The sequence below is a fragment of the Bacteroides sp. MSK.20.12 genome (genome assembly GCF_019052435.1).
Taxonomy (GTDB): domain Bacteria; phylum Bacteroidota; class Bacteroidia; order Bacteroidales; family Bacteroidaceae; genus Bacteroides; species Bacteroides xylanisolvens.
This window is the reverse complement of record NZ_JAHQVH010000037.1, coordinates 1-20,311: the sequence shown is the minus strand read 5'-3', so window position 1 is coordinate 20,311 and position 20,311 is coordinate 1. Positions and strand designations below refer to the sequence as shown.

Below are 20,311 nucleotides of genomic sequence, written 5' to 3'. Positions count from 1 at the left end.
GGCTATGAAGCCGATTTGTTTTTTATTTCGTCATCTCCGTGACTGCTGTCCGCTATCACCCCCACGGCATCCCGTAGCCGCTTCAACAGGAACAACCGGGGCATCCGCAGGCGTTTGTTTCCATGCATTTCGCCTAGAATTTGCCATACGGGATTTCCTATTTCACCGTGTCCGGACAGTTTGAGCACCTCCTCAAGTTCCCGGGGGGAAAGATTGTAAGGGCTTAGGGCCTCTATCAGCCCTTTGGGATTGCGTGGCTTTTGTTCGCGCGCCGCCGCCTCCACTTGTGGCGGGCGTTTCCCGGTAGTTGTGGAAGCAGTATTGCCACCTGTTGCAATGGTCGTTTCAGGCTTGTTTCTCCCCAACGGAGTGGAAGAAAGCAAAGCTCTCGCTTCCTCCTCCGTGAGTTCTCCGATAGTCGGTAGGGGGATAGAGGAGGACTTTTCTTTGTTTTCTTTTTCTTTGCTTTTCTTTTCTTTGTCGATTTTTTCCGGAAGGTTTCCGGAAGTTTCCGGAAAGTTCTGGAAATCTTCCGGAACTTTCTCGAAAGTAGGTTCTACCGTTGTCGGTGACACCGACACGTCCGGTACGTTTTGCCCGGTCGGTTCCGCGGCTGTCGCAGCTTCAAACAGAGGCATAGTGACGGGTTCCTTTATGGGCTGCTCCGGTTCTACGAGAAGAATATCCAGCGGGATATACATTTTCTTCTTCGCCAGCTTGCAGATGTCTATATATCGGCTCTGAATGGCCCGGGAGGTGAGAATACATTTCATCTTCCACACGACGGGGTCGAACAGGCAGATTTCAGCGCAATAGTCTACAATCTCTTTCACCCGTTCCTCGTTCATGCCCCAATAGTCGGCACAGTCGAAAAGCTGATCTTCTGTCCAGCGGATATACGAACCGTCGACACGGTAGATTTCGTTCAATGCATATTGGTATACGGCATAGCCGTCGCACCCGTATTTCTTTTTCAGGCGTTTTATTTTGATGTCCTGAAAGCGGTCTGTTTCCGCTTTGTAATAGGAAAATCCGTTCTTGCTCATATTCTTCTGCTGTAATTAGATGCCAGGTAATTCATGATTTCTTCTTTGCTGTATAGGAAAGTCCCACCCAGTTTATAGAACGGGATAGCTCGCTCCGCGCGCAGGTTTCTCAATGTCGAGTTGCTGATGTTGAGCAGCTTGCATACATCGGCCGATCGGATGAATACAGCATCTTCGGGCACGGTGTCAAGCATAACGGGCGTAACGGGCTTGTATTTCGATTTTTCAGGGTCTTTTTCCTGTTGTGGAGTTCCGGCTGTATCTGTCTTTTCAGGTTTCACGATTCTCATGCTGTTGGTTTCTGTTTTCATAATTCTGCTTTTTATATGGTTAATATTCATTCAAGTGATTAATGTTCATTCAGGTATTCAAAAGTAATCCGGTCGAGGTCCTTCAGTTGGTTACTGTCGAGAGCGTAGATCGTCTTTATAATCCACCCTTTCAGGACAATTTTCCGGTGTCCTTCCCTGCTGCCATAATGCTGCAACGCATCACTAACCGCCTTCTTCATTTCTGAATAGGTGATGAAGCTTTTCTCATACGCTATCATGCTGTCGATAGCTTTCAGTTCCAGTTCTTCCTGATTGATAATTACAGTTGCTTTCATTCGTTTGCGGCTTTATTATTGGGTGATTTATCTTCTTTATGTGAATACATATCTTTGAGTGTTGCCATATCGCGCATTACCTTCGTATCGACTACTCGTGCATATATCTGTGTCGTTGTGATTTTTGTATGTCCCAGCATTTTTGATACGGTTTCGAGTGGGATTTCATGTTGCAGGGTGATTGTCGTTGCGAACGTGTGGCGGGCAACGTGGAAAGTGATAGGTTATGTAAGGAAAAGCGTAGAGAAGAAGATAAAACATAAATCGTTTGAAATAAACGGTATTTCAGCATTCTGCCAAGTAGAGAAAATGCAAACGGCAACGGAATATTGAGGTTGTTCAGTTACCAAACCGTTAGCCGGGCAGTTACCGAAACGGGAATAGGTAACGGCAGGCAATGAAAAGAAACCCTCACCGTTTTATTTGCGCTCATACACAGTGTTTTGCATATCAAGGAACGCTTATACGGCAAGTAATTTTGCACTAAAAAATATAAGCGTATGAAAGTAGAAAAATTCAAGGTGCTGCTCTACCTCAAAAAGAGCGGACTGGACAAATCGGGTAAAGCCCCGATAATGGGAAGAATCACCGTGAACCGCACGATGGCACAGTTCGGATGCAAGCTGTCCTGCACGCCTGGATTGTGGAATCCACGTGAAAGCCGTCTGAACGGCAAGAGCAAGGAAGCGGTGGAAACCAATGCCAGGATTGAAAAACTGCTGTTGGCGGTGAACAACGCTTTCAACAGCCTTGTGAGTCGTAAAGTGGATTTTGAAGCCACCGATGTGAAGAATCATTTTCAAGGCAGCATGGAAACACAGATGACTCTCATGAAAATGACGGATGTTGTCTGTGACGACCTCAAAGCCCGTATCGGCATAGACCGCGCGAAAGGAACTTATCCCGGCTATCACTATATGCGTCTGACCCTCGGAGAGTTCATCGAGCATCAGTACAAGGTCAAGGACCTGTCATTCGGGCAACTGACGGAACAGTTCATCCACGACTATCAAGCATTCGCTATGGAAAACAAGGGATATGCGATAGATACCGTCCGCCATCATCTTGCCATCCTGAAGAAGATATGCCGTCTGGCTTATAAGAAGGGGTATGCCGACAGGAGCCATTTCCAGCATTTTACCTTGCCGAAGAAGACTGAAACGACACCACGGGCATTAAGCCGTGAATCGTTTGAGAAAATCCGGGATGTGGAAATACCTGCTTACCGCAAATCCCACATGCTGGCAAGGGATATGTTTCTCTTCGGATGCTATACCGGAGTCTCTTATGCAGATGTCGTTTCAATTACACATACCAATTTATATACGGATAAGGACGGGGCTTTGTGGCTGAAATACCGCAGAAAGAAGAACGAACTCCGTGCCAGCGTAAAACTATTGCCCGAAGCTATTGCGCTTATCAATAAGTACCATAGTGAGGACAGGGAAACCTTGTTTCCTTTACTTCGCTGGTCAAATCTCAGAAGGCACATGAAAGCGTTGGCGGCATTGTCAGGAATCAAGGATGACTTGTGCTACCATCAGGCCCGCCATAGCTTTGCCTCGTTGATAACGCTTGAAGCAGGCGTTCCGATAGAGACCATCAGCAGGATGTTGGGACACTCCGATATCTCCACCACTCAGGTATATGCCCGTGTAAGCCCCAAAAAACTATTTGAGGACATGGACAAGTTCATTAAAGCGACCGAAGATTTCAAACTCACTCTTTAACACTTAAAGAATAATATGCGAAGTACATTTTCATTATTACCCTACATCAACCGCAGCAAGGTAAAGGCTGACGGTACGACCGCCGTATTGTGTCGTATAACCATTGACGGCAAACAGACCGTCATCAGTCCCGGAATTTATTGCAGACCGGAAGACTGGAACGGCAGGAAGAACGAGATAAAGTCCGCAAGGGAGAACAACCGTTTACGGGAATACCTGCGCCTGATGGAAGAAGCCTATAATGAGATATTGAAATCGCAAGGTGTGGTCAGTGCGGAGATGCTGAAGAACCATATCACCTTGAACAACATCCATCCGACGACCCTCCTGCAAATGGGGGAATGGGAAAGGGAGCGTTTGAAGAAACATTCCGAGGAAATAGACTCAACTTCTTCCTATCGGAGTTCAATGTATTACCAGAAGTACCTGACAAATTATCTCATGTCTTTGGGCAAGAAAGACATAGGCCTTGAAGAAGTCACGGAAGACTTCGGCAAAACCTACAAAGCGTTTTTGAAGAGATGCAAGAATTTCGGGGCTTCCCAAACCAACCATTGCCTGCGTTGGTTGAACCGCCTGCTGTATCTGGCAGTCGATAAGGAGATTATCCGCGTGAACCCTTGTGAGGAAATGGAATATGAAACCAAGCCGGAGGCAAGGCACAGGTATATCAGCCGTGAGGAGTTCAAGAAGATACTTTCCACCCCGATGTATGACAAGCGGATGGAACTGGCAAGACGGGCTTTCATCTTTTCGACCCTGACCGGACTGGCGTATGTGGATATAATGCTCCTGCATCCACATCATATCGGGACGAATGCGGATGGTAGGCGGTACATCCGCATCAACCGCAAGAAGACAAAGATAGAGGCGTTCATTCCACTGCATCCCATAGCGGAGCGGATATTGTCGCTGTATAACACGACTGACGATGAACATCCCGTGTTCCCGCTTCCCAATCGGGATGCCCTGTGGTTTGAGATTCATGAGCTGGGTGTAATCATAGGGAAAGAAGACAACTTGTCCTATCATCAAAGTCGGCATAGCTTCGGTACGTTCCTGATTTCATCGGATATACCTATCGAGAGCATCGCTAAAATGATGGGACATTCCAATATCCGGACGACACAGGGGTATGCACGGATAACCGATGATAAAATCTCCAGAGATATGGACAAGCTGATGGAACGCAGGAAAATACAATCTATCGACGAAAAGACAGACAACAATAAGTAAACAGTATCAATTCAGTACATTATGGACAGAGGAATAATAACAATCAGTGAAACGGGTGCGGTCACGATGCCGACCGTATCCGTATGGATGACACAATTCGAGATAGCCGACCTGTTCGGGATGTTCTCATGCGATGTCCGCAAGGCGATCCGTTCCATCTACAAGAACAAGGAACTGAACGAACTTGGCACGATGAAGTATCTCAAGCAACCGGATGGCATCAGTTACGATGTCTATAACATTGAAGTGATTATAGCCGTTGCATTCAGGATATGCAGTAAAGAGAGTGTCTTGTTCAGACGGTTTATAATAAATGAAATTAGCACCATTAAGAAAGCTACACCGATTACACTGTTTGTTGCCAGCGTCAGTGGTAACAAACAATGGTATAGTTGAGGTTCATTCCGCCAGCCACTCGTTCCCGATGCACGGATGCAAAGGTAGCGTGTGGCTTTGACGGCATTGGTAAGGTCGGGCGGCAAGCCGTTTCGGGCAGAATCTTCCTCCTGAGGAGCGTATTCGGTCCGAAAACCTTGCTACTGCCTGCCACATGCTTTTAGAGCATCCGGCAACGGAAACAAGCGACTGACGGGAAATCAGAAGATAGAAAAGAATGGCTTACAGACGAAGCAGGATATTGGTACTTCATCTGTAAGCCATTCCTTTTCTCTTTATGTTAAAAGTCCATTGCTCTGCAACCATATGGCAGACGGCAAACCGCGCTCCTTCAAGAAAATCATGTGCCTGTCAGCCAATAGGCGGAACGGTAGCCGTCAGCAAGCATCCTTTCGATGTCGGATTCACGGTAGAGGATTTTGCCACCCAACTGGATATAGGCGATACGCCCCTCGTTGCGATAATCCTGAAGTGTCCGGCGGCTCACCTTCAACCGTGCCGACACCTCCTTGTCAGTAAAGAAACGCTCACCGTTCAGTGTCGGGCGGTAATTGGCGGTCAGATGCTCGAAGCTGTCCAAAAAACGGTCGAGACTGCCCATGAAGTGGATTATCCACTCGTTGTCCTTGTTAATCAGTTCATTCATGTTACTTTGGATTTAGTGGGTATTGTTAGTTTACTTCGTTCATTTCATCAAGTTTATATAGTTCTTCCTTTGAACTTTGCTTCTTTGCGCCTGTCCTCCACAACGGAAACAATGCGCTGTACATCATCGAGACGGTAGTAGGTCTTGTGGTTTATCTGCGAGTAAGCCAGCGTCCCGTTGTCCCGAAGCGTCTGCAATGTGCGTGGACTGATGTTGAGTATCCGGCAAACGTCCTGATTGTCCATCCACTCGTCCATTGTCTTCTCTCCGTGCCGCTGACAGATGGCATCCATGCGACTGACGAAACGGTCGAACTTGGCGACCATCGCCTCAAAGGTCTTTCTTTCAATTGATACGATTTCCATATACATACTTTTTATTGTTACTGTTTCTTTTGCCGCAAAGGAATACATAATCTGTTATCCGGCAATGGATTTCCCGGAAGTGGAAGCATGTGGCACAGGTTGGTAGAGGTTGGCACAGATTGGGGCTATATTCTTAATTCCGGAAATCAGGAATGTGGCAAGAGAAAAAACAAGGGCTTAATTCAAACCTGACTGTGATTGCACCTTTGTTCTTCCGGTTATTCATATCCGGCAAATCTGTGAAGTCCTCACCAATATCTCTATCACCATAAAGCAAAGTCTCACAATATTGCCTAACCGAATCCAAGTTATTGACTGACGGTACTAAAACGTCTTACTTTGCTTGCAACAATCGGTCAAGGTACTGACCAAGACCACAGTAATAACTTAATCAACCTGTTTTATGACAATGAAAAGAGAACCAAGTATCAGTGAGCAGCAGGCTCGTGAAATCGTGGAAAGAATGGGACGCAGGGAATCCCGCAGTGAGAAGTCTATGGACGACTTCTACCGGAATATCGGTCTGGATCCGGAACAGCCGGCACAACCCGGCAAGACCGTCACGAAAAAAGCGGAAACAGCTACGGCGGATGAACCGTCAGGCGGAACGCCCGAAGATGTGGCAGTGCCACAGAAGCGTGTCAGCAGCAAACAACGCAGGCTGTCGCTGGACGAGTACCGTACCGCTTACCTGCAAGTTCCCAAGATAACCGACCGCAAACCCGTGTTCGTCAGCGGTGAGGTGCGTGACCGACTGGACGGGATTGTCCGCCGTCTCGGCGGGCGTGGCATGAGCGCATCGGGACTTATTGAGAACCTCGCCCGCCTGCACCTTGAAACCTACCGGGAGGACATCGAGCAGTGGCGCAAACTCTGAGCGGATTACGGTAAAACCGGTCAAGTCAGTGGATACACTCCATTGGCTTGACCGATATTCCAAATGAGTTATTATACTTACAAACCAATCCGACAAGCGGAGGATTCTTGTGTCCTCAAAGACACAGCAAGATATATTTTCAGTTACCCGAATAATTCTAAGTAACTGAAAACACCTTCACCGCCGTGGGCAGAATTATCCTCCGCAGTCGGATAATTTCGGGGTTCCTTAATCAAAGATTAGACAATGGACAAGCTATAAAATTAAAAGAATAAGAAGAATGAAAAAGAAGAGCAAGTACGGGAGAAATCCCAAGTTGAATCCGAAGACACACTGCGTGATGGTGCGCTTCGATGATGTGGAATGGAACAGGTTCCTGACGATGTACGAGGAATCACAGGTGTATGCGAAAGCCGTCTTTCTCAAAGCGCATTTCTTCGGACAGAAGTTCAGGGTACATAAAGTGGACAAAGCAATGTTGGAATACTGTACCAAGCTGTCCGACTTTCATGCCCAGTTCCGCGGCATAGGCACCAATTACAACCACGTCGTGAAGGAATTGCGCATCCATTTTTCGGAGAAGAAGGCGATGGCGTTGCTCTACAAGCTGGAGAAACATACCATCGACCTTGTGAAGTTGAGCCGGGAGATTGTGGAACTTTCAAAGGAGATGTATGTCAAGTGGGAACAACAGAAGGAATAATTCCATACCACACTAAGCGCCCGCAGATTCGCAGTCCGGTGAATGAGCGTAGTCCGTCAGGCAATTTCATTGCCGACCATGTCATCATCGGACGACCGGGTTTTCAGATCAAGGATGATAACCGTCCGAAAGGGATAAAAATATAACTTTTATTGTGGGCAGTAACGTCATTGTTTTCGTTACTGCCCACAATAACAAATAATCCTTATCGCTTTTGGATATTGGCTGATAGAAGTTGGTACAGACAAATTTAACAAAATAGAACAAAAAAAGTAACTACTCAGCTATGCAAAGTCGTTGAGTATCAACTCTATTGCACGAGGTCAATCTTGCGTAATGCCCGATTTTCATCGAAATATAGTAAATCAACAAGTTTGCTACTGTTGATAATCAAGCATTTGGGCACATTTAGATACCTGAGTAGTTACACAAAAAAGCAATGCAATTTTTTTATACGTTGCACACTGATTTCTTATTTTGCAGAATTACAGCGAACAAGTTTCTCTTTCGTTTTGCAAATCTACTTGCAGTGTAATCTGTTTGCTTCTTAATATTATAGATGAAATTATAGCAACAATCAAAGCAAACACGGCAATACCTATAAATGACACATGCAAACCGTAGCGTTTTCCTATGAATCCGATTATAACCGGACCAAGAAGTATGCCGGAATATCCAAGAGCATTAATAAAACTAATGATGTTGTGTACAGCCATCCCTTTTATGTGGGCCGCAAAAGATACTAATTGAGGAACTACATTGGCCGCACCACAACCGACCATAGCAAAACCAGCTACAGAAGCGATCGCACTATCAATTGATACCACAATCAGGAAACCAGCGGAAATAAGTAATGCCCCTCCGCTAATCACAGTCCTTCGTCCAAATCGATCGACGATCTTGTCGCCGCAAAGTCTCATAATAGTCATTGCTATGGCAAAAGCGGTATAGAAAAATCCGGCCACGGACATGTCAATGCCACGCTCTTGACTAACAAAAATTGCTGACCACCCCATTACAGCACCTTCCGACGCATACATGATAAAACATAACAAACCGACCACTATCACCATAGGTGGAATATAAAATTTCTTATTCACATCCTGTTTCGGATGGTCGTTGCTTTTAAGTACCTTTGAGGATAGAAGGTCACGGCATCCGGCCATCATCGCAGCCAATACCAATATCATAAATATTACGACCGACCACATAGGGATTATTCCGAATGCGAAAAGAGAACTCATCACACCGGCACCGATGAGCGTACCAAGTGAATAACCCCCATGAAATCCTGACATCAGATGTTTTCCTGTCTGACCTTCAACTGCAACACCATTCACATTAGCAGCAACATCGATGGTGATAGTACAACCGCCGAATACCAATAACATTATAGCCGTCAGGGTGAAGTTAGCCAATAGGCTTATCGTCAATAGAGAAAAAGCCATTAAAAATCCGGAGAAATAAACTACTCGTTTTGCGCCAAATCTCACACATAGCCAACTTGATAAAGGAAGTGCTATTATTGAACCCAACCCGGTACAAAGCATCAGAAGTCCTAAGGAAGCTTCGTCCAAACTAAATGCACGTTTAACATACGGTACAAGAGGTGCCCATGCAGCCTCAAGACAACCTATGACGAGAAAAGCGGTGCGATTTGCGATAATTGGATGTTTACTCATCGTTTAAAGGTATAAGAAAAGCGCACATTTTGAATATGTGTGCGCCTTTGAAAATGATTAGATTGTTTTATTATTCTGCTATATTACCCTTTCTAAAGTCAGCGACAGGTTTATCTGTCAGAGATACTTCGGTGAATAGGCAGGTGTGTTCATTATCCTTAGGACTCTGTGAACTGATGCCTATAAGCAATTTTTCAGGAAAGTCATTCTTATAGAGTCGGGCCATACGCCATATTTTACCATCTTCTGAGAAATAGCTACCAAGGGTTGTGCCATCGGAGGATAATCTCATATAAACGTATGGAGCCGTGATTGCCTGATGGTTATTGTCATCAGAGGTGCCTAATGTGCGAACTGACACCACTCGGTGATCGCCATACTCATCCTGCTCGAAACATAGTTTTTGACAATGTGTGTCGTTTTCATAAGCATATATCACCCCTGCCGAATAAGTTCCGGTTTCAGTGAATTCAGGCTGCACTTTAGCCCTGAAAGTGAAAGGTTTGGTGTTGTCAACCTCTGTGAAGATGACCGCAGAGTTATTGACTACGCTTCCATCCGGGGAACGGAAATAATCAGTTTGAGGACCGGCCACAAATTTGAGCGTGTCGCCAAGAAGTGTGATGCCATTCTCTCCGCCGTTTTTCGACTTTGTAAAACGAATTCCTCCTACATTGATGTCGCATGTGGCGAGTTCAACGTTTTCTGTTGTAGCTTTCTTGTCAGAATTTCCCGCTTTTTTCTCTGGTTCTTTCTGGGTGCATCCAGCCATTACAAGACTTGCAATGATTGCGATAAATACTAATTTTTTCATTATGATATTGATTTGATTATTATTAAATTGCAATTTCCTTGTGATTTATTTGCGGTTGCAAAGTTAGATAGAACAAAAGATGTGCACAATACTGATTTCTAACCAATTTTCGCATCAATAGCAATAGGAATTAGCTATTATTTGTTGAATATCAATCCTCTACGGCCTACTACCAACGAATTATCAGGAACATCTTGGGTTATGGTACATCCATGTGACATGACACAACCATTACCAACACTAAAGCTACCCGCGACAATTATAGTTCCTGTACCAAAAACACAACGATTGCCTATTCTTGCTCCCGGAAACAAAATAAGTTCTCCTCCTATGATATTATTATCTCCGATATAGATGTCATCACCTACTCCTGTGCAATAAATAGAAGCTCCGTGTGTAAGAGAAACGCCTTTACCAAAATGAATTGGCACAGAACTAAAAATACGTTCACATTCATTTTGCAGAACTGTTATGCCTGCTTCCAATTCTAATTTACCAGCAAATTGATTCATCTTTTTCGCTTTTATATGCCCGCAAAATTACGAACCAATAATAACTGGTACAACACTGATTTTTAACCAATCATAAAGCAAGAGGGCTCATTAAATAAGATTCATTCTTAATGCGATTTCTACAGCAGCCGCAGTATTAGCGACTTTTAATGAAGCTAAAATATCCTGACGATGGCGATTAACGGTATAAACGGAAATATTTAGGTTGTCTGCAATCTGTTTACTGGGCACCCCTTTCGCTATTAGTGATAGTATTTCAAGTTGTCGCCGACTAAGGATTTTTCGGTCGCATGCTTCGTACACGTTTCGTCTAACGGTTTCTCCTGTCACGAGATTTACAATAATACCGTCTTGTTTGTTATGAGAACCAAAGTATGGAGAATAAGTGCATAGACCGAGAATGACACTTCCACCGTTGCTACAACTAAAATATCTCGTTGTATGTAATATTTTTATTGTCTCATTACTCCCTGTCCGATAGAAACTGATTATACACGAAGCCGAGAAATTTGTCTTTTCATTTATGGGAAGTTCTTTTATAAAGTTGAAGAAACGAAGTTCGAGTATATGACGTTGAATAAGCTCTTCTTCATTCGCGTGGCTGAAAACGGTATTTTCAAAGGCAGATGTATGATCAACCATATATTCCGGGAAGTCCATTATAGTTTGACCGAATCTGCCAGAATATATATGACATTCGTTGTTTTGAAAATCTGACACAACTGCTATACCTTCTGTTGCAAGAGCATAACCATTTGCGCACGCTCTTGCTTGAGCAAGCATAAATTTCTTATTTTCAACATCTTCAAACTGCTGCTCAGTCAGAAGCGATTTTAGTTGATGTTCCTGTTCCATAGTGAATTGGTTAATTTTCACCATTGCGGGATTGCGCCAATAGTCCTAATTTTGCCACAAAATTACGAATAATAAATGATTCAAAGATGAAAAGAACCGTTTTATATGGAGCATTTCTTGTTGGATGCCTCTCTTTAGCTGCATGTCAGCAGCACAAAGAGTCCAAAACAAGTGAACCGGATTTGACCGGTAAAGTGGCTGAAACAAGCCAAATCACAGACTGTGAGATAAAAGTGGGAGATGTCACTTTTACCAAATCCATCAATGGCGCAGATACATGTGTAACCATACTTGCAGACGGAGGATTGGAATTCAACTGTCCCGGAGGACTTGACTTCTTCTGTGATCCTAACGAGGGTAAGCTGTCCAACAATACACTGCCTGTGTTACTGATTCCGACCGATAATACAAAGCCATTCACGCTGACAGCTAAAGTAACCCCTGAGTTTACCTCTGATGGACTTTACAATGCCGCCGATCTTTTTGTGTATGTCAACGATACACTTTGGCAGAAACTTGCCTTTGAGCAGGACGAATATGGCAACCACCGCATCGTAACGGTACGAACACAAGGTACATCGGATGACAATAACCATGATAAGATAGACGCAAAATCAGTCTATATGAAAATATCTTCCGATACTCGGACTATCGCCAGCTACTATTCATTAGACAAAAAAGAGTGGCATATGGTGCGTCTGTATCGTAATGAATATCCCGATCAAATATATCTCGGCATCAGCAGCCAGTGTCCGCAACATGGAGGATGCACAAGCCTCATCGAAGATATAACTATCAGCCATGACAACGTGGGTGATTTCCGTATGGGTGAATAAATAAAAGTAAATAATATGAACAAGCGAATATTGATTTTAACCGGCAGCCCACGACGGGGAGGTAACAGCGACCTTATGGCGGACGCTTTTGCGAAAGGAGCATCCGAAGCGGGCAACATTGTTATGCGGTTCGATACTGCGCATAAACATATTCAAGGATGCAGAGCTTGCGATAATTGTTTCAGCAAGGAGAATAAAGCCTGTATTTTTAATGATGATTTCAATGAATTGGCATCTTTGATGGCAGAAAGTGATGTCATCGTATTCTGCACACCTCTTTATTGGTACTCGTTTCCTGCCCAGATAAAAGCAGCCATAGACAAGTTTTATTCTTTCATCATAGGTAAAAAAGATGTGCCTATTAAGGAATGTATGCTTCTTTCGTGTGGAGAATTGGAAGACCCTCATGTTTTCGATGGCATAGTGCGTTCCTTTGAACTCATTGCACAAGATAGGGGATGGAAAAACAGAGGCCATTATCTTGTAAATAGTGTCAATGAGAAAGGTGCAATTTTGAATACCGAACATCTACAAAAGATATATAATCTGGGGAAAGATTATGATTCCCCAATTGAGTTTTCTTGAGAACAATCGGAGCAAATTCGATTGCGACCGGGATAATCGGTATATAATTCAATACGCAAATTTATTTCATAATGAATTGGAAAGGTATTCTTATAACTTTGGTTTTCAGTATGGTGTCGTGGGGTACGCATGCTGAAAACCTCTTTGTCTCTTTACTGGGGAAGAACGAGGAGGAGGTTAATGAACGGCTCCAGCAAGTATGGAAGCATTTCTTTACACCGTCAGATTTGAACCGTTATGAAGCCGATGATGAAAAATCTGTTTATTACGAGGTCTCGAATAGTACAGCCTTTATTTTGGATACTGGCAACAACGATGTGCGCTCCGAAGGGATGTCGTACGGCATGATGATTAGTGTACAACTGGATCACCGTGAACAGTTCGATAAACTTTGGGAATGGTCGAAACGAAATATGGCATTTGCTCCCGATTCCAAATGGGACGGCTACTTCTGCTGGCAGTGCAAGCCCGACGGTACTAAGATTGGTGGAAGCAACGCTTCGGATGGAGAATTGTATTATGTTACTGCTTTGTTTCTTGCTTCAGAACGCTGGAACGAGCCTCGATACCGTGATGAAGCAAATAAAATATTGACCAAAGTCATGATCAAAGACGGTAGAGAGAGTGGAGTTTATAATCTTTTTGACCTTGACAATGGGCTTATAACTTTCGTTCCCGATCATGCGGGGCATAGTTTTACTGACCCTTCTTATATGCTTCCAGCTTTTTTAGACAAATGGGCACGTACAGCATCTGCCAATCGCTCATTTTGGGAAAAGGCTGCTACGGCAAGCCGCCAGCATCTAATCGCATCAGCCCACCCGGTTACCGGTCTCTATCCCGACTACAGTCGGTTTGACGGCAGAGCTTATGCTTGGCGTCATGCCGCTTATGATACCTCCATTTATATGTTCGATGCCATCCGTTGTCCCATAAACGTAGGTATGGATTATTATCTGTGCGGAAAGGATTGCCACAGACAGAAAGCAGTGATGTACCGTCTTCTTACATTCTTTAAGAACGATGGCTTCAAGCATGGTCATTTCACGCTTGATGGATCCAAGGCTTTCGGACAATACACTTGTGGCATGGCTGGTGCCAATGCCGTAGGAGCCATAACCCTTGCCCAGTCAAATATTCCCGAATATCGCGAACTTGCTCGTGAGTATGTTCAACGCCTATGGGATGTAAAACCGCCGACAGGCAAGTTCCGATATTATGAAGGTTTGGTCTATTTTCTTTCTATGCTACACGTATCAGGACGTTTCTCATTGGACTTCTGACATCAAAATAGATTATAAAAACTCACTATCAAGTGATATTGTTATCTGCCTACGCAATGACAAATATTCATTTGTAGCAAACTTATCAATTTATACAGGGATAAATCTTATTCTATATAATAGGGAATTAGGTATATTTCAAAATCTGAACGAACGGGAGTTCACATATACCGCTGTCCCAGAACGCTTGCTTCTGTATGAAGCAATATACGGAAGTAGGTTACTGTATATTCCTTACATAAATTGATGACAATCTGACGAGTGAAGAATGTCTCATAGAATATACTTTCCTGCAAATAGAAAAGAGTTATAATCTGAGAAAAAGAATTTGAACTGTCAAAGGGAATAACATCAAAAAAATAATTTGAAATAGTATAGCAAAAAAGCTTCGAAGACCATACAGCCCGTAAGCCTATAAAGACCTACGGGCTGTATTATCAATAATCAATGGCAATAACGCATGAATCGACATAACGCTGAAACAAGACACTTCCGTATGCTGACTTCCATAGGCTATCTACTGATAGCTTTGCTGGTAGGCGGCATCATGTACACATGGCTTGGCGAATGGCGAGACATGGAGGGACTGGAAGCCAAAAACCGAGAGATCGATGAATTTCGAAAAGAGGTAAACAATATTCATATTCATTTGATAGAGTTTTCTTTATTAGGTGAAACGATATTGGAATGGGATGATGAAGATTTAGGACTTTACCATGCTCGGCGTATGACAATGGACAGTATGCTTTGTCGGTTCAAAGCTATCTATCCGGTAGAACGCATAGACAGTGTACGCCATTTTCTCGAAGACAAGGAACAGCAGATGTGCCAAATCGTGCAGATACTTGAACAGCAACAAGCCATCAACGATAAGATAACCAGTCAAGTACCTGTAATCGTGCAGAAGAGTGTGCAGGAACAGCCCAAGAAATCCAAGCGCAAGGGTTTCTTAGGCATCTTTGGCAAAAAGGAAGAAGCGAAACCAACTGCGACTACTACGATGCTCCGTTCCCTTAATCGGAATATGATAGCTGAACAACAGGCACAAAGCCGCCGTTTGTCGGAACACGCCGATAGTCTTGCTACACGAAATGCGGAACTCAACAGACAACTGCAAGGACTGGTAGTTCAAATGGATGAGAAGGTGCAAGCAGACATACAGAAACGGGAAGCTGAGATAACAGCCATGCGGGAACAATCGTTTATTCAGATAGGTGGCTTGACAGGATTCGTTGTGTTGTTATTGGTAATCTCTTACATAATCATCCACCGAAATATCACCCGTATCAAACGGTACAAACGAGAAACTGCGGATTTAATAGAACAGCAGATACAGTCTATCAAACAAAACGAGGCACTGATTGCCTCTCGTAAAAAAGCCGTTCATACCATCACCCATGAATTACGCTCTCCACTGACGGCAATAACGGGTTATGCCGGACTGATGCGGAAAGACTGCAATACGGATAAAACCGGGACGTATATCCGAAACATTCAGGAATCTTCTGACCGCATGCGTGAAATGCTGAACACCCTGCTGAATTTTTTCCGGCTGGACAACGGCAAGGAACAGCCTAATTTCTCCGCATGTAGGATTTCCGCAATCACACATACGCTCGAAACGGAGTTTATGCCAATCGCCATAAACAAAGGACTGACTCTGACAATACATTGCCACAAGGATGCCTTTGTATGTACAGATAAGGAACGCATCTTGCAAATCGGAAACAACTTGCTGTCCAACGCTATCAAGTTCACGGAGAACGGCAGTGTTTCTTTGCGGGCAGATTATGATAACGGTCTGCTGAAACTTATCGTCGAAGATACGGGTACAGGTATGACCGAAGAGGAACAGCAGCGGGTATTCGGGGCGTTTGAACGTCTGTCAAACGCTGCCGCAAAGGACGGCTTCGGATTAGGTCTTTCCATTGTTCAGCGTATTGTGACAATGCTCGGCGGTATAATCCGGCTGGAGAGCGATAAAGGTAAAGGAAGCCGCTTCACAGTGGAAATACCTATGCAGACAGTCGAGGAACTACCGGAACAGATAAATCAAACACAGATTCATTGTAACCATGTATTCCATAATGTGATTGCCATTGACAATGACGAGGTACTGCTCCTTATGCTGAAAGAAATGTATGTACAGGAAGGGATACACTGCGATACCTGTACCAATGCGGCGGAACTGATGGAAATGATACGCCGGAAAGAATACAGTCTGCTTCTGACCGATTTGAATATGCCGGATATAAACGGCTTCGAGCTGTTGGAACTGCTACGCACCTCCAATGTGGGCAATTCAAGGACGATTCCTGTGGTTGTAACAACCGCTTCGGGCAGTTGCAGCAAGGAGGAGCTTATGGAACGTGGTTTCTCCGGTTGCCTGCTCAAACCGTTCTCCATATCGGAACTTATGGAGGTTTCAGACAAATGCGCCATGAAAGGCAACCGGAATGAAAAGCCGGATTTCACCTCCCTGCTGTCCTACGGCAATGAAGCCGTCATGCTGGAGAAACTGATAACGGAAACCGGAAAGGAAATGCAGTCGGTCAGGGATGCGGAACAGCGCAAAGACCTTCAGGAACTGGACGCCCTGACACACCACCTGCGAAGTTCATGGGAGATACTCCGTGCCGACCAACCGTTAAGGGAGCTTTATAAACTGCTTCATTGCGATTGCACGCCTGACGATAAAACAATTGGCAATGCTGTAAAAGCTGTACTGGATAAGGGTTCGGAGATAATCCGGCTGGCAAAAGAAGAAAGGAGAAAATACGAAAATGGATAAGACAAAAATCATCGTGGTGGAGGACAACATCGTGTATTGCGAGTTCGTCTGTAACCTGCTGGCACGCGAGGGATTCCGCACCGTGCAGGCTTTCCACCTCTCGACCGCGAAGAAATATCTGCAACAGGCCGCAGACGGGGACATCGTGGTTTCCGACCTGCGCCTGCCCGACGGCAACGGTATCGACCTGTTGCGCTGGATGCGCAAAGAAGGTATGATGCAGCCTTTCATCATCATGACTGACTATGCCGAGGTGCATACGGCAGTCGAAAGTATGAAACTCGGCTCACTGGACTACATACCCAAGCAACTTGTAGAGGATAAACTCGTCCCTTTGCTCCGTACCATATTAAAAGAACGGAGTATCGGAAGGAACCGTATGCCTGTGTTCTCTCGTGACGGCTCGGCATTTCAAGTCATCATGAAGCGGATAAGGTTGGTAGCCCCAACCGACATGAGCGTGCTGATATTCGGGGAGAACGGCACGGGCAAGGAGCATATCGCCCACCTGCTGCACGATAAGAGCAAACGAGCGGGAAAGCCGTTTGTGGCTGTGGACTGCGGTTCGCTCACCAAAGAACTTGCACCGTCGACTTTCTTCGGACACGTCAGAGGCGCGTTCACGGGTGCGGACAGTACCAAGAAAGGCTATTTCCATGAAGCCGAAGGCGGCACGCTGTTCTTGGACGAGGTGGGCAACCTCGCACCGGAAACCCAGCAGATGCTACTCCGCGCCATACAGGAACGGAGATACCGTCCTGTTGGCGACAAGTCTGACCGCAGTTTCAATGTCCGCATCATCGCCGCCACCAACGAGGAGCTGGAAAAGGCGGTCCATGAAAAGCGTTTCCGGCAGGACTTGCTGTACCGCCTGCACGACTTCGAGATAACCGTCCCGCCATTGCGCGACTGTCAGGAGGACATTATGCCGCTGGCTGAGTTCTTCCGTGAGGCAGCGAACCGGGAACTGGAATGCGACGTTATCGGATTTGACGGAGAAGCCCGCAAGACATTGCTGACCCATGCGTGGCCGGGCAATGTCCGTGAGCTTCGACAGAAAATCATGGGTGCGGTGTTACAGGCACAGACGGGTCTTGTCACGAAAGAGCATCTGGAACTTGCCGTGACGAGGGCGACCTCACCCGTCAGCTTCGCCCTGCGCAGCGATGCGGAAGACAAGGAGCGTGTCTTACGCGCGTTGAAGCAGGCGAACGGAAACCGCAAGGTTGCCGCCGAACTGCTCGGGATAGGACGTACGACGCTGTACAACAAACTGGAAGAATATGGATTGAAGTATAAATTTCAGCAACCATAGCCGCTAATTCGTCGGATTTGGCTATCTTTGCAAAAATTATAAATATGAATACTTCTTTTTGGGACTCCAACCTATTTCAAACAATTGTATTGATTGTTACTATTGGTACAACTGTCGGTATTGCTTTATGGCAATTTCATGTTCATAAACAAACAGAATTGAGGAATGCTGTATCAATTTTAATACTTCAAATAAAAGATATAGAAAAAAATATAGAATACATTTTTTCGGAAGGGCTTATAAATGGATTTATTCAAGAAGTACCCATGCACTATTCTACAATAATATTCGAAGAGAATCAATGGAACAAATACGCCCATAGTATTGTTGGACATATATCTCAAGAAGCGTTTGAAAAGATTGACACTTTCTTTAAGGTAGCTCAAAGAATACGTGAGCAACAAATTTATATAAAGCAAAAAATACAATTATCTATGGATAATAGAGTTTTTTACTATTATAACACTATCTATAACCAAGCAGTTATTGCAGATAATCCTGCACAATGTGTCCAACTGATGATAGATAAATTCAATGAACTTCTTGTACCGTCATATATTCAGAAAGAGTTTGCATCAGGATTAGAAAAAACATTGAAGCAGTATCATAAACTAACAGACGGTATTGCATATACGGAATTATTAAAACTAAAGTAGTATTATATAAAATATTATATTACCTTTGTAGTCAAGATAAGCGTTCTTGAGGATTATGCAGAATAAGACAAAATAGAGAACTTCGCTCGTTTCTAAATCGTTACCCATCAAGAAACGAATCTTTGCAAAATATTCAATTTCAGTGAGAAAGACAATCCGTAATGTCTTGCCATGTGATACGTAACTCTGTCTTCTACTCCGGCGAGTTTGGCTACTTTTTTGAGATAACGGTTCATGATCTGATTGCTGACATATGGGAATAGCGGCTGGTTCTTTTTGCCGCCTTTGTGGTAGGTGTCATATCTATTGATAATTTCCAATGCAGGTTCTAGTAATGGCAATGATACACGGACACCTGTTTTGACCCGTTTGTAATGCAGCCACAGGCTTTTGTCTATGCCGATAACGATGTTCTTTTGCGTTAATCGTGTCATATCTTCGTATGAGACTCCGGTATACACGGCAAAAATGAGCAAGTCTCTGACAATGCCCAGATTAGGAGGTAGTATTACAGTGGAAAGTCGTTTTACGGCTTCTTCGTCCAGTTCGTTGATGTCGGTTTTTTCTTTATGTGCTTTGAGTGCTTTTACCGGATTTCGATTTATCCATTCGTTATTGAACGCCATTTCCATGACTTTTTTGAAGCGTTCCATGTGTTTCAATGCTCCGTTAATATCGCATCGTTTCATGTTGTCCTGTCGCAAATAACCTTGCAGATAGGCGAAAAACTCATTGACAAAAGCTGCGTCGATGATACTTATATCGTAGTCGGCCACTTTGTGTTTGATTCGCACGTAGCTTAGTAGATATTTCAAGGTAACTCCGTATTGGTAGCATGTTGACTGGGAGAGTTTTTTCCCTTCCATAATCATGTGATATTCGAACAGCGTTTTAATGGTAGAATATTCGTTATCCTCTGATTGGAACATGAGTTTAAAGTTCTCGATGTTGAGGGGATAGTTCTTTTGCCGGAGCTTGTTACAGGTTTCTTCAATTTGCAGTTTTAAATCTTCGATATACCTGTTTGTTTCCTTGTCTACAGCTGTTTTTCCGAGTGACTTTTGGGCGACTGCCGACCATGAAGCGGGGGAGATATGACAATTCGTCGGAATTTCGTATCTTTGCCCCATGATTGTAACTCTGCAGAACAGAGGTGACAGACTTTCATTTGTTCGACTTTTCCGTAGCCAAAACAGAACGTTGAAAGTTTTTTTTCTTTCCATACTTGATTTTTTTTGGTGAATCCTACTTTGAATCCAAAAAATCAAGATAAAAAAAGGAATCCTGTCACCGAGAATGGCACCGAATTGGGCTCACCCGCAATTTCTTGGGGGTAACTATTTGTAGCTTTCTTTAAAGTGATTACTTTTGTAATA

21 protein-coding genes and 2 pseudogenes are annotated in these 20,311 nt (G+C 44.2%); 12 read left to right on the top strand and 11 right to left on the bottom strand.

The genetic code is table 11. The features are described 5' to 3' along the window. Positions 1 to 2 precede the first annotated feature (2 nt). The 4 genes and pseudogenes from KTR06_RS17595 to KTR06_RS24540 form a co-directional block, all read right to left on the bottom strand. Positions 3 to 1,046 (bottom strand): DUF4373 domain-containing protein, encoded by a 1,044-nt coding sequence (locus tag KTR06_RS17595; RefSeq protein WP_015532220.1) that lies wholly within the window; start codon positions 1,044 to 1,046, stop codon positions 3 to 5. Next, positions 1,043 to 1,357, bottom strand: a complete 315-nt coding sequence (locus KTR06_RS17590) for a helix-turn-helix domain-containing protein (RefSeq protein WP_004313899.1) — start codon at positions 1,355 to 1,357, stop codon at positions 1,043 to 1,045. The genes KTR06_RS17595 and KTR06_RS17590 overlap by 4 nt, the downstream gene beginning before the upstream one ends. A 38-nt stretch (positions 1,358 to 1,395) precedes the next feature. Beyond that, positions 1,396 to 1,653, bottom strand: a complete 258-nt coding sequence (locus KTR06_RS17585; RefSeq protein ID WP_117809891.1) for a hypothetical protein — start codon at positions 1,651 to 1,653, stop codon at positions 1,396 to 1,398. Further along, positions 1,650 to 1,874: pseudogene (locus KTR06_RS24540) on the bottom strand (tyrosine-type recombinase/integrase); the annotation flags it as partial. The gene KTR06_RS17585 and the pseudogene KTR06_RS24540, both read right to left, overlap by 4 nt. A gap of 279 nt (positions 1,875 to 2,153) precedes the next feature. Here KTR06_RS24540 and KTR06_RS17575 point away from each other — a divergent pair. From KTR06_RS17575 to KTR06_RS17565, 3 genes are read left to right on the top strand one after another with little or no spacing between them, the layout of a single operon-like run. After that, positions 2,154 to 3,383 (top strand): site-specific integrase, encoded by a 1,230-nt coding sequence (locus tag KTR06_RS17575; protein ID WP_217290633.1) that lies wholly within the window; start codon positions 2,154 to 2,156, stop codon positions 3,381 to 3,383. A gap of 15 nt (positions 3,384 to 3,398) precedes the next feature. Next, positions 3,399 to 4,619, top strand: a complete 1,221-nt coding sequence (locus tag KTR06_RS17570; RefSeq protein WP_217290632.1) for a site-specific integrase — start codon at positions 3,399 to 3,401, stop codon at positions 4,617 to 4,619. Between the two features lie 21 nt (positions 4,620 to 4,640). After that, the gene (locus KTR06_RS17565) at positions 4,641 to 5,015 is read left to right on the top strand and encodes a hypothetical protein (protein ID WP_217290631.1); all 375 of its coding nucleotides are present in this window, start codon (positions 4,641 to 4,643) and stop codon (positions 5,013 to 5,015) included. Between the two features lie 340 nt (positions 5,016 to 5,355). Here KTR06_RS17565 and KTR06_RS17560 read toward each other — a convergent pair whose 3' ends face one another. Continuing rightward, on the bottom strand, positions 5,356 to 5,661 hold the full coding sequence (locus KTR06_RS17560) for a helix-turn-helix domain-containing protein (protein ID WP_217290630.1): 306 nt from the start codon (positions 5,659 to 5,661) through the stop codon (positions 5,356 to 5,358). Between the two features lie 53 nt (positions 5,662 to 5,714). After that, positions 5,715 to 6,026: a helix-turn-helix domain-containing protein gene (locus tag KTR06_RS17555; protein ID WP_117988232.1), complete on the bottom strand. Its 312-nt coding sequence runs from the start codon at positions 6,024 to 6,026 to the stop codon at positions 5,715 to 5,717. Positions 6,027 to 6,435: 409 nt separating this feature from the next. Here KTR06_RS17555 and KTR06_RS17550 point away from each other — a divergent pair, with 409 nt between their 5' ends. The 3 genes and pseudogenes from KTR06_RS17550 to KTR06_RS17540 form a co-directional block, all read left to right on the top strand. Next, positions 6,436 to 6,903 (top strand): DUF3408 domain-containing protein, encoded by a 468-nt coding sequence (locus KTR06_RS17550; RefSeq protein WP_217290648.1) that lies wholly within the window; start codon positions 6,436 to 6,438, stop codon positions 6,901 to 6,903. A 280-nt stretch (positions 6,904 to 7,183) separates the two neighbouring features. Continuing rightward, complete coding sequence (gene mobA, locus KTR06_RS17545) at positions 7,184 to 7,606, top strand: conjugal transfer protein MobA (RefSeq protein ID WP_217290629.1); 423 nt, start codon at positions 7,184 to 7,186, stop codon at positions 7,604 to 7,606. 20 nt (positions 7,607 to 7,626) lie between these two features. Further along, positions 7,627 to 7,752 (top strand): annotated as a pseudogene (locus KTR06_RS17540) (DNA methylase); the annotation flags it as partial. 339 nt (positions 7,753 to 8,091) lie between these two features. Here KTR06_RS17540 and KTR06_RS17535 read toward each other — a convergent pair. From KTR06_RS17535 to KTR06_RS17520, 4 genes are all read right to left on the bottom strand, one after another. Next, complete coding sequence (locus KTR06_RS17535; protein ID WP_005678306.1) at positions 8,092 to 9,288, bottom strand: MFS transporter; 1,197 nt, start codon at positions 9,286 to 9,288, stop codon at positions 8,092 to 8,094. A 70-nt stretch (positions 9,289 to 9,358) separates the two neighbouring features. Continuing rightward, complete coding sequence (locus KTR06_RS17530) at positions 9,359 to 10,060, bottom strand: DUF1349 domain-containing protein (protein ID WP_254306439.1); 702 nt, start codon at positions 10,058 to 10,060, stop codon at positions 9,359 to 9,361. Between the two features lie 179 nt (positions 10,061 to 10,239). Then, a complete protein-coding gene (locus KTR06_RS17525; protein ID WP_005678303.1) occupies positions 10,240 to 10,614 on the bottom strand; it encodes a hypothetical protein in 375 nt (124 codons plus the stop codon). A gap of 90 nt (positions 10,615 to 10,704) precedes the next feature. Then, positions 10,705 to 11,469, bottom strand: a complete 765-nt coding sequence (locus tag KTR06_RS17520) for a response regulator transcription factor (RefSeq protein ID WP_225719522.1) — start codon at positions 11,467 to 11,469, stop codon at positions 10,705 to 10,707. Between the two features lie 86 nt (positions 11,470 to 11,555). Between KTR06_RS17520 and KTR06_RS17515 the strand changes: the two genes are divergently transcribed. The 6 genes from KTR06_RS17515 (at position 11,556) to KTR06_RS17490 (ending at position 18,935) form a co-directional block, all read left to right on the top strand. Further along, on the top strand, positions 11,556 to 12,305 hold the full coding sequence (locus KTR06_RS17515; RefSeq protein ID WP_217290627.1) for a DUF1349 domain-containing protein: 750 nt from the start codon (positions 11,556 to 11,558) through the stop codon (positions 12,303 to 12,305). 15 nt (positions 12,306 to 12,320) lie between these two features. Next, positions 12,321 to 12,890 (top strand): flavodoxin family protein, encoded by a 570-nt coding sequence (locus KTR06_RS17510; protein ID WP_007656386.1) that lies wholly within the window; start codon positions 12,321 to 12,323, stop codon positions 12,888 to 12,890. A 71-nt stretch (positions 12,891 to 12,961) separates the two neighbouring features. Further along, the gene (locus KTR06_RS17505) at positions 12,962 to 14,173 is read left to right on the top strand and encodes a glycosyl hydrolase family 8 (protein ID WP_052329234.1); all 1,212 of its coding nucleotides are present in this window, start codon (positions 12,962 to 12,964) and stop codon (positions 14,171 to 14,173) included. A gap of 460 nt (positions 14,174 to 14,633) precedes the next feature. Further along, positions 14,634 to 16,964, top strand: coding sequence for an ATP-binding protein (locus KTR06_RS17500; RefSeq protein WP_217290626.1), 2,331 nt, complete (start codon positions 14,634 to 14,636; stop codon positions 16,962 to 16,964). Beyond that, positions 16,957 to 18,279 (top strand): sigma-54 dependent transcriptional regulator, encoded by a 1,323-nt coding sequence (locus tag KTR06_RS17495; RefSeq protein ID WP_217290625.1) that lies wholly within the window; start codon positions 16,957 to 16,959, stop codon positions 18,277 to 18,279. Before KTR06_RS17500 ends, KTR06_RS17495 begins: the two co-directional genes overlap by 8 nt. 44 nt (positions 18,280 to 18,323) lie before the next feature. Further along, positions 18,324 to 18,935, top strand: a complete 612-nt coding sequence (locus tag KTR06_RS17490) for a hypothetical protein (protein ID WP_196072791.1) — start codon at positions 18,324 to 18,326, stop codon at positions 18,933 to 18,935. 107 nt (positions 18,936 to 19,042) lie between these two features. On the opposite strand, the gene KTR06_RS17485 is transcribed toward KTR06_RS17490, so the two are convergent. Continuing rightward, the gene (locus tag KTR06_RS17485; protein ID WP_217290624.1) at positions 19,043 to 20,158 is read right to left on the bottom strand and encodes a site-specific integrase; all 1,116 of its coding nucleotides are present in this window, start codon (positions 20,156 to 20,158) and stop codon (positions 19,043 to 19,045) included. Between the last annotated feature and the right edge of the window lie 153 nt (positions 20,159 to 20,311).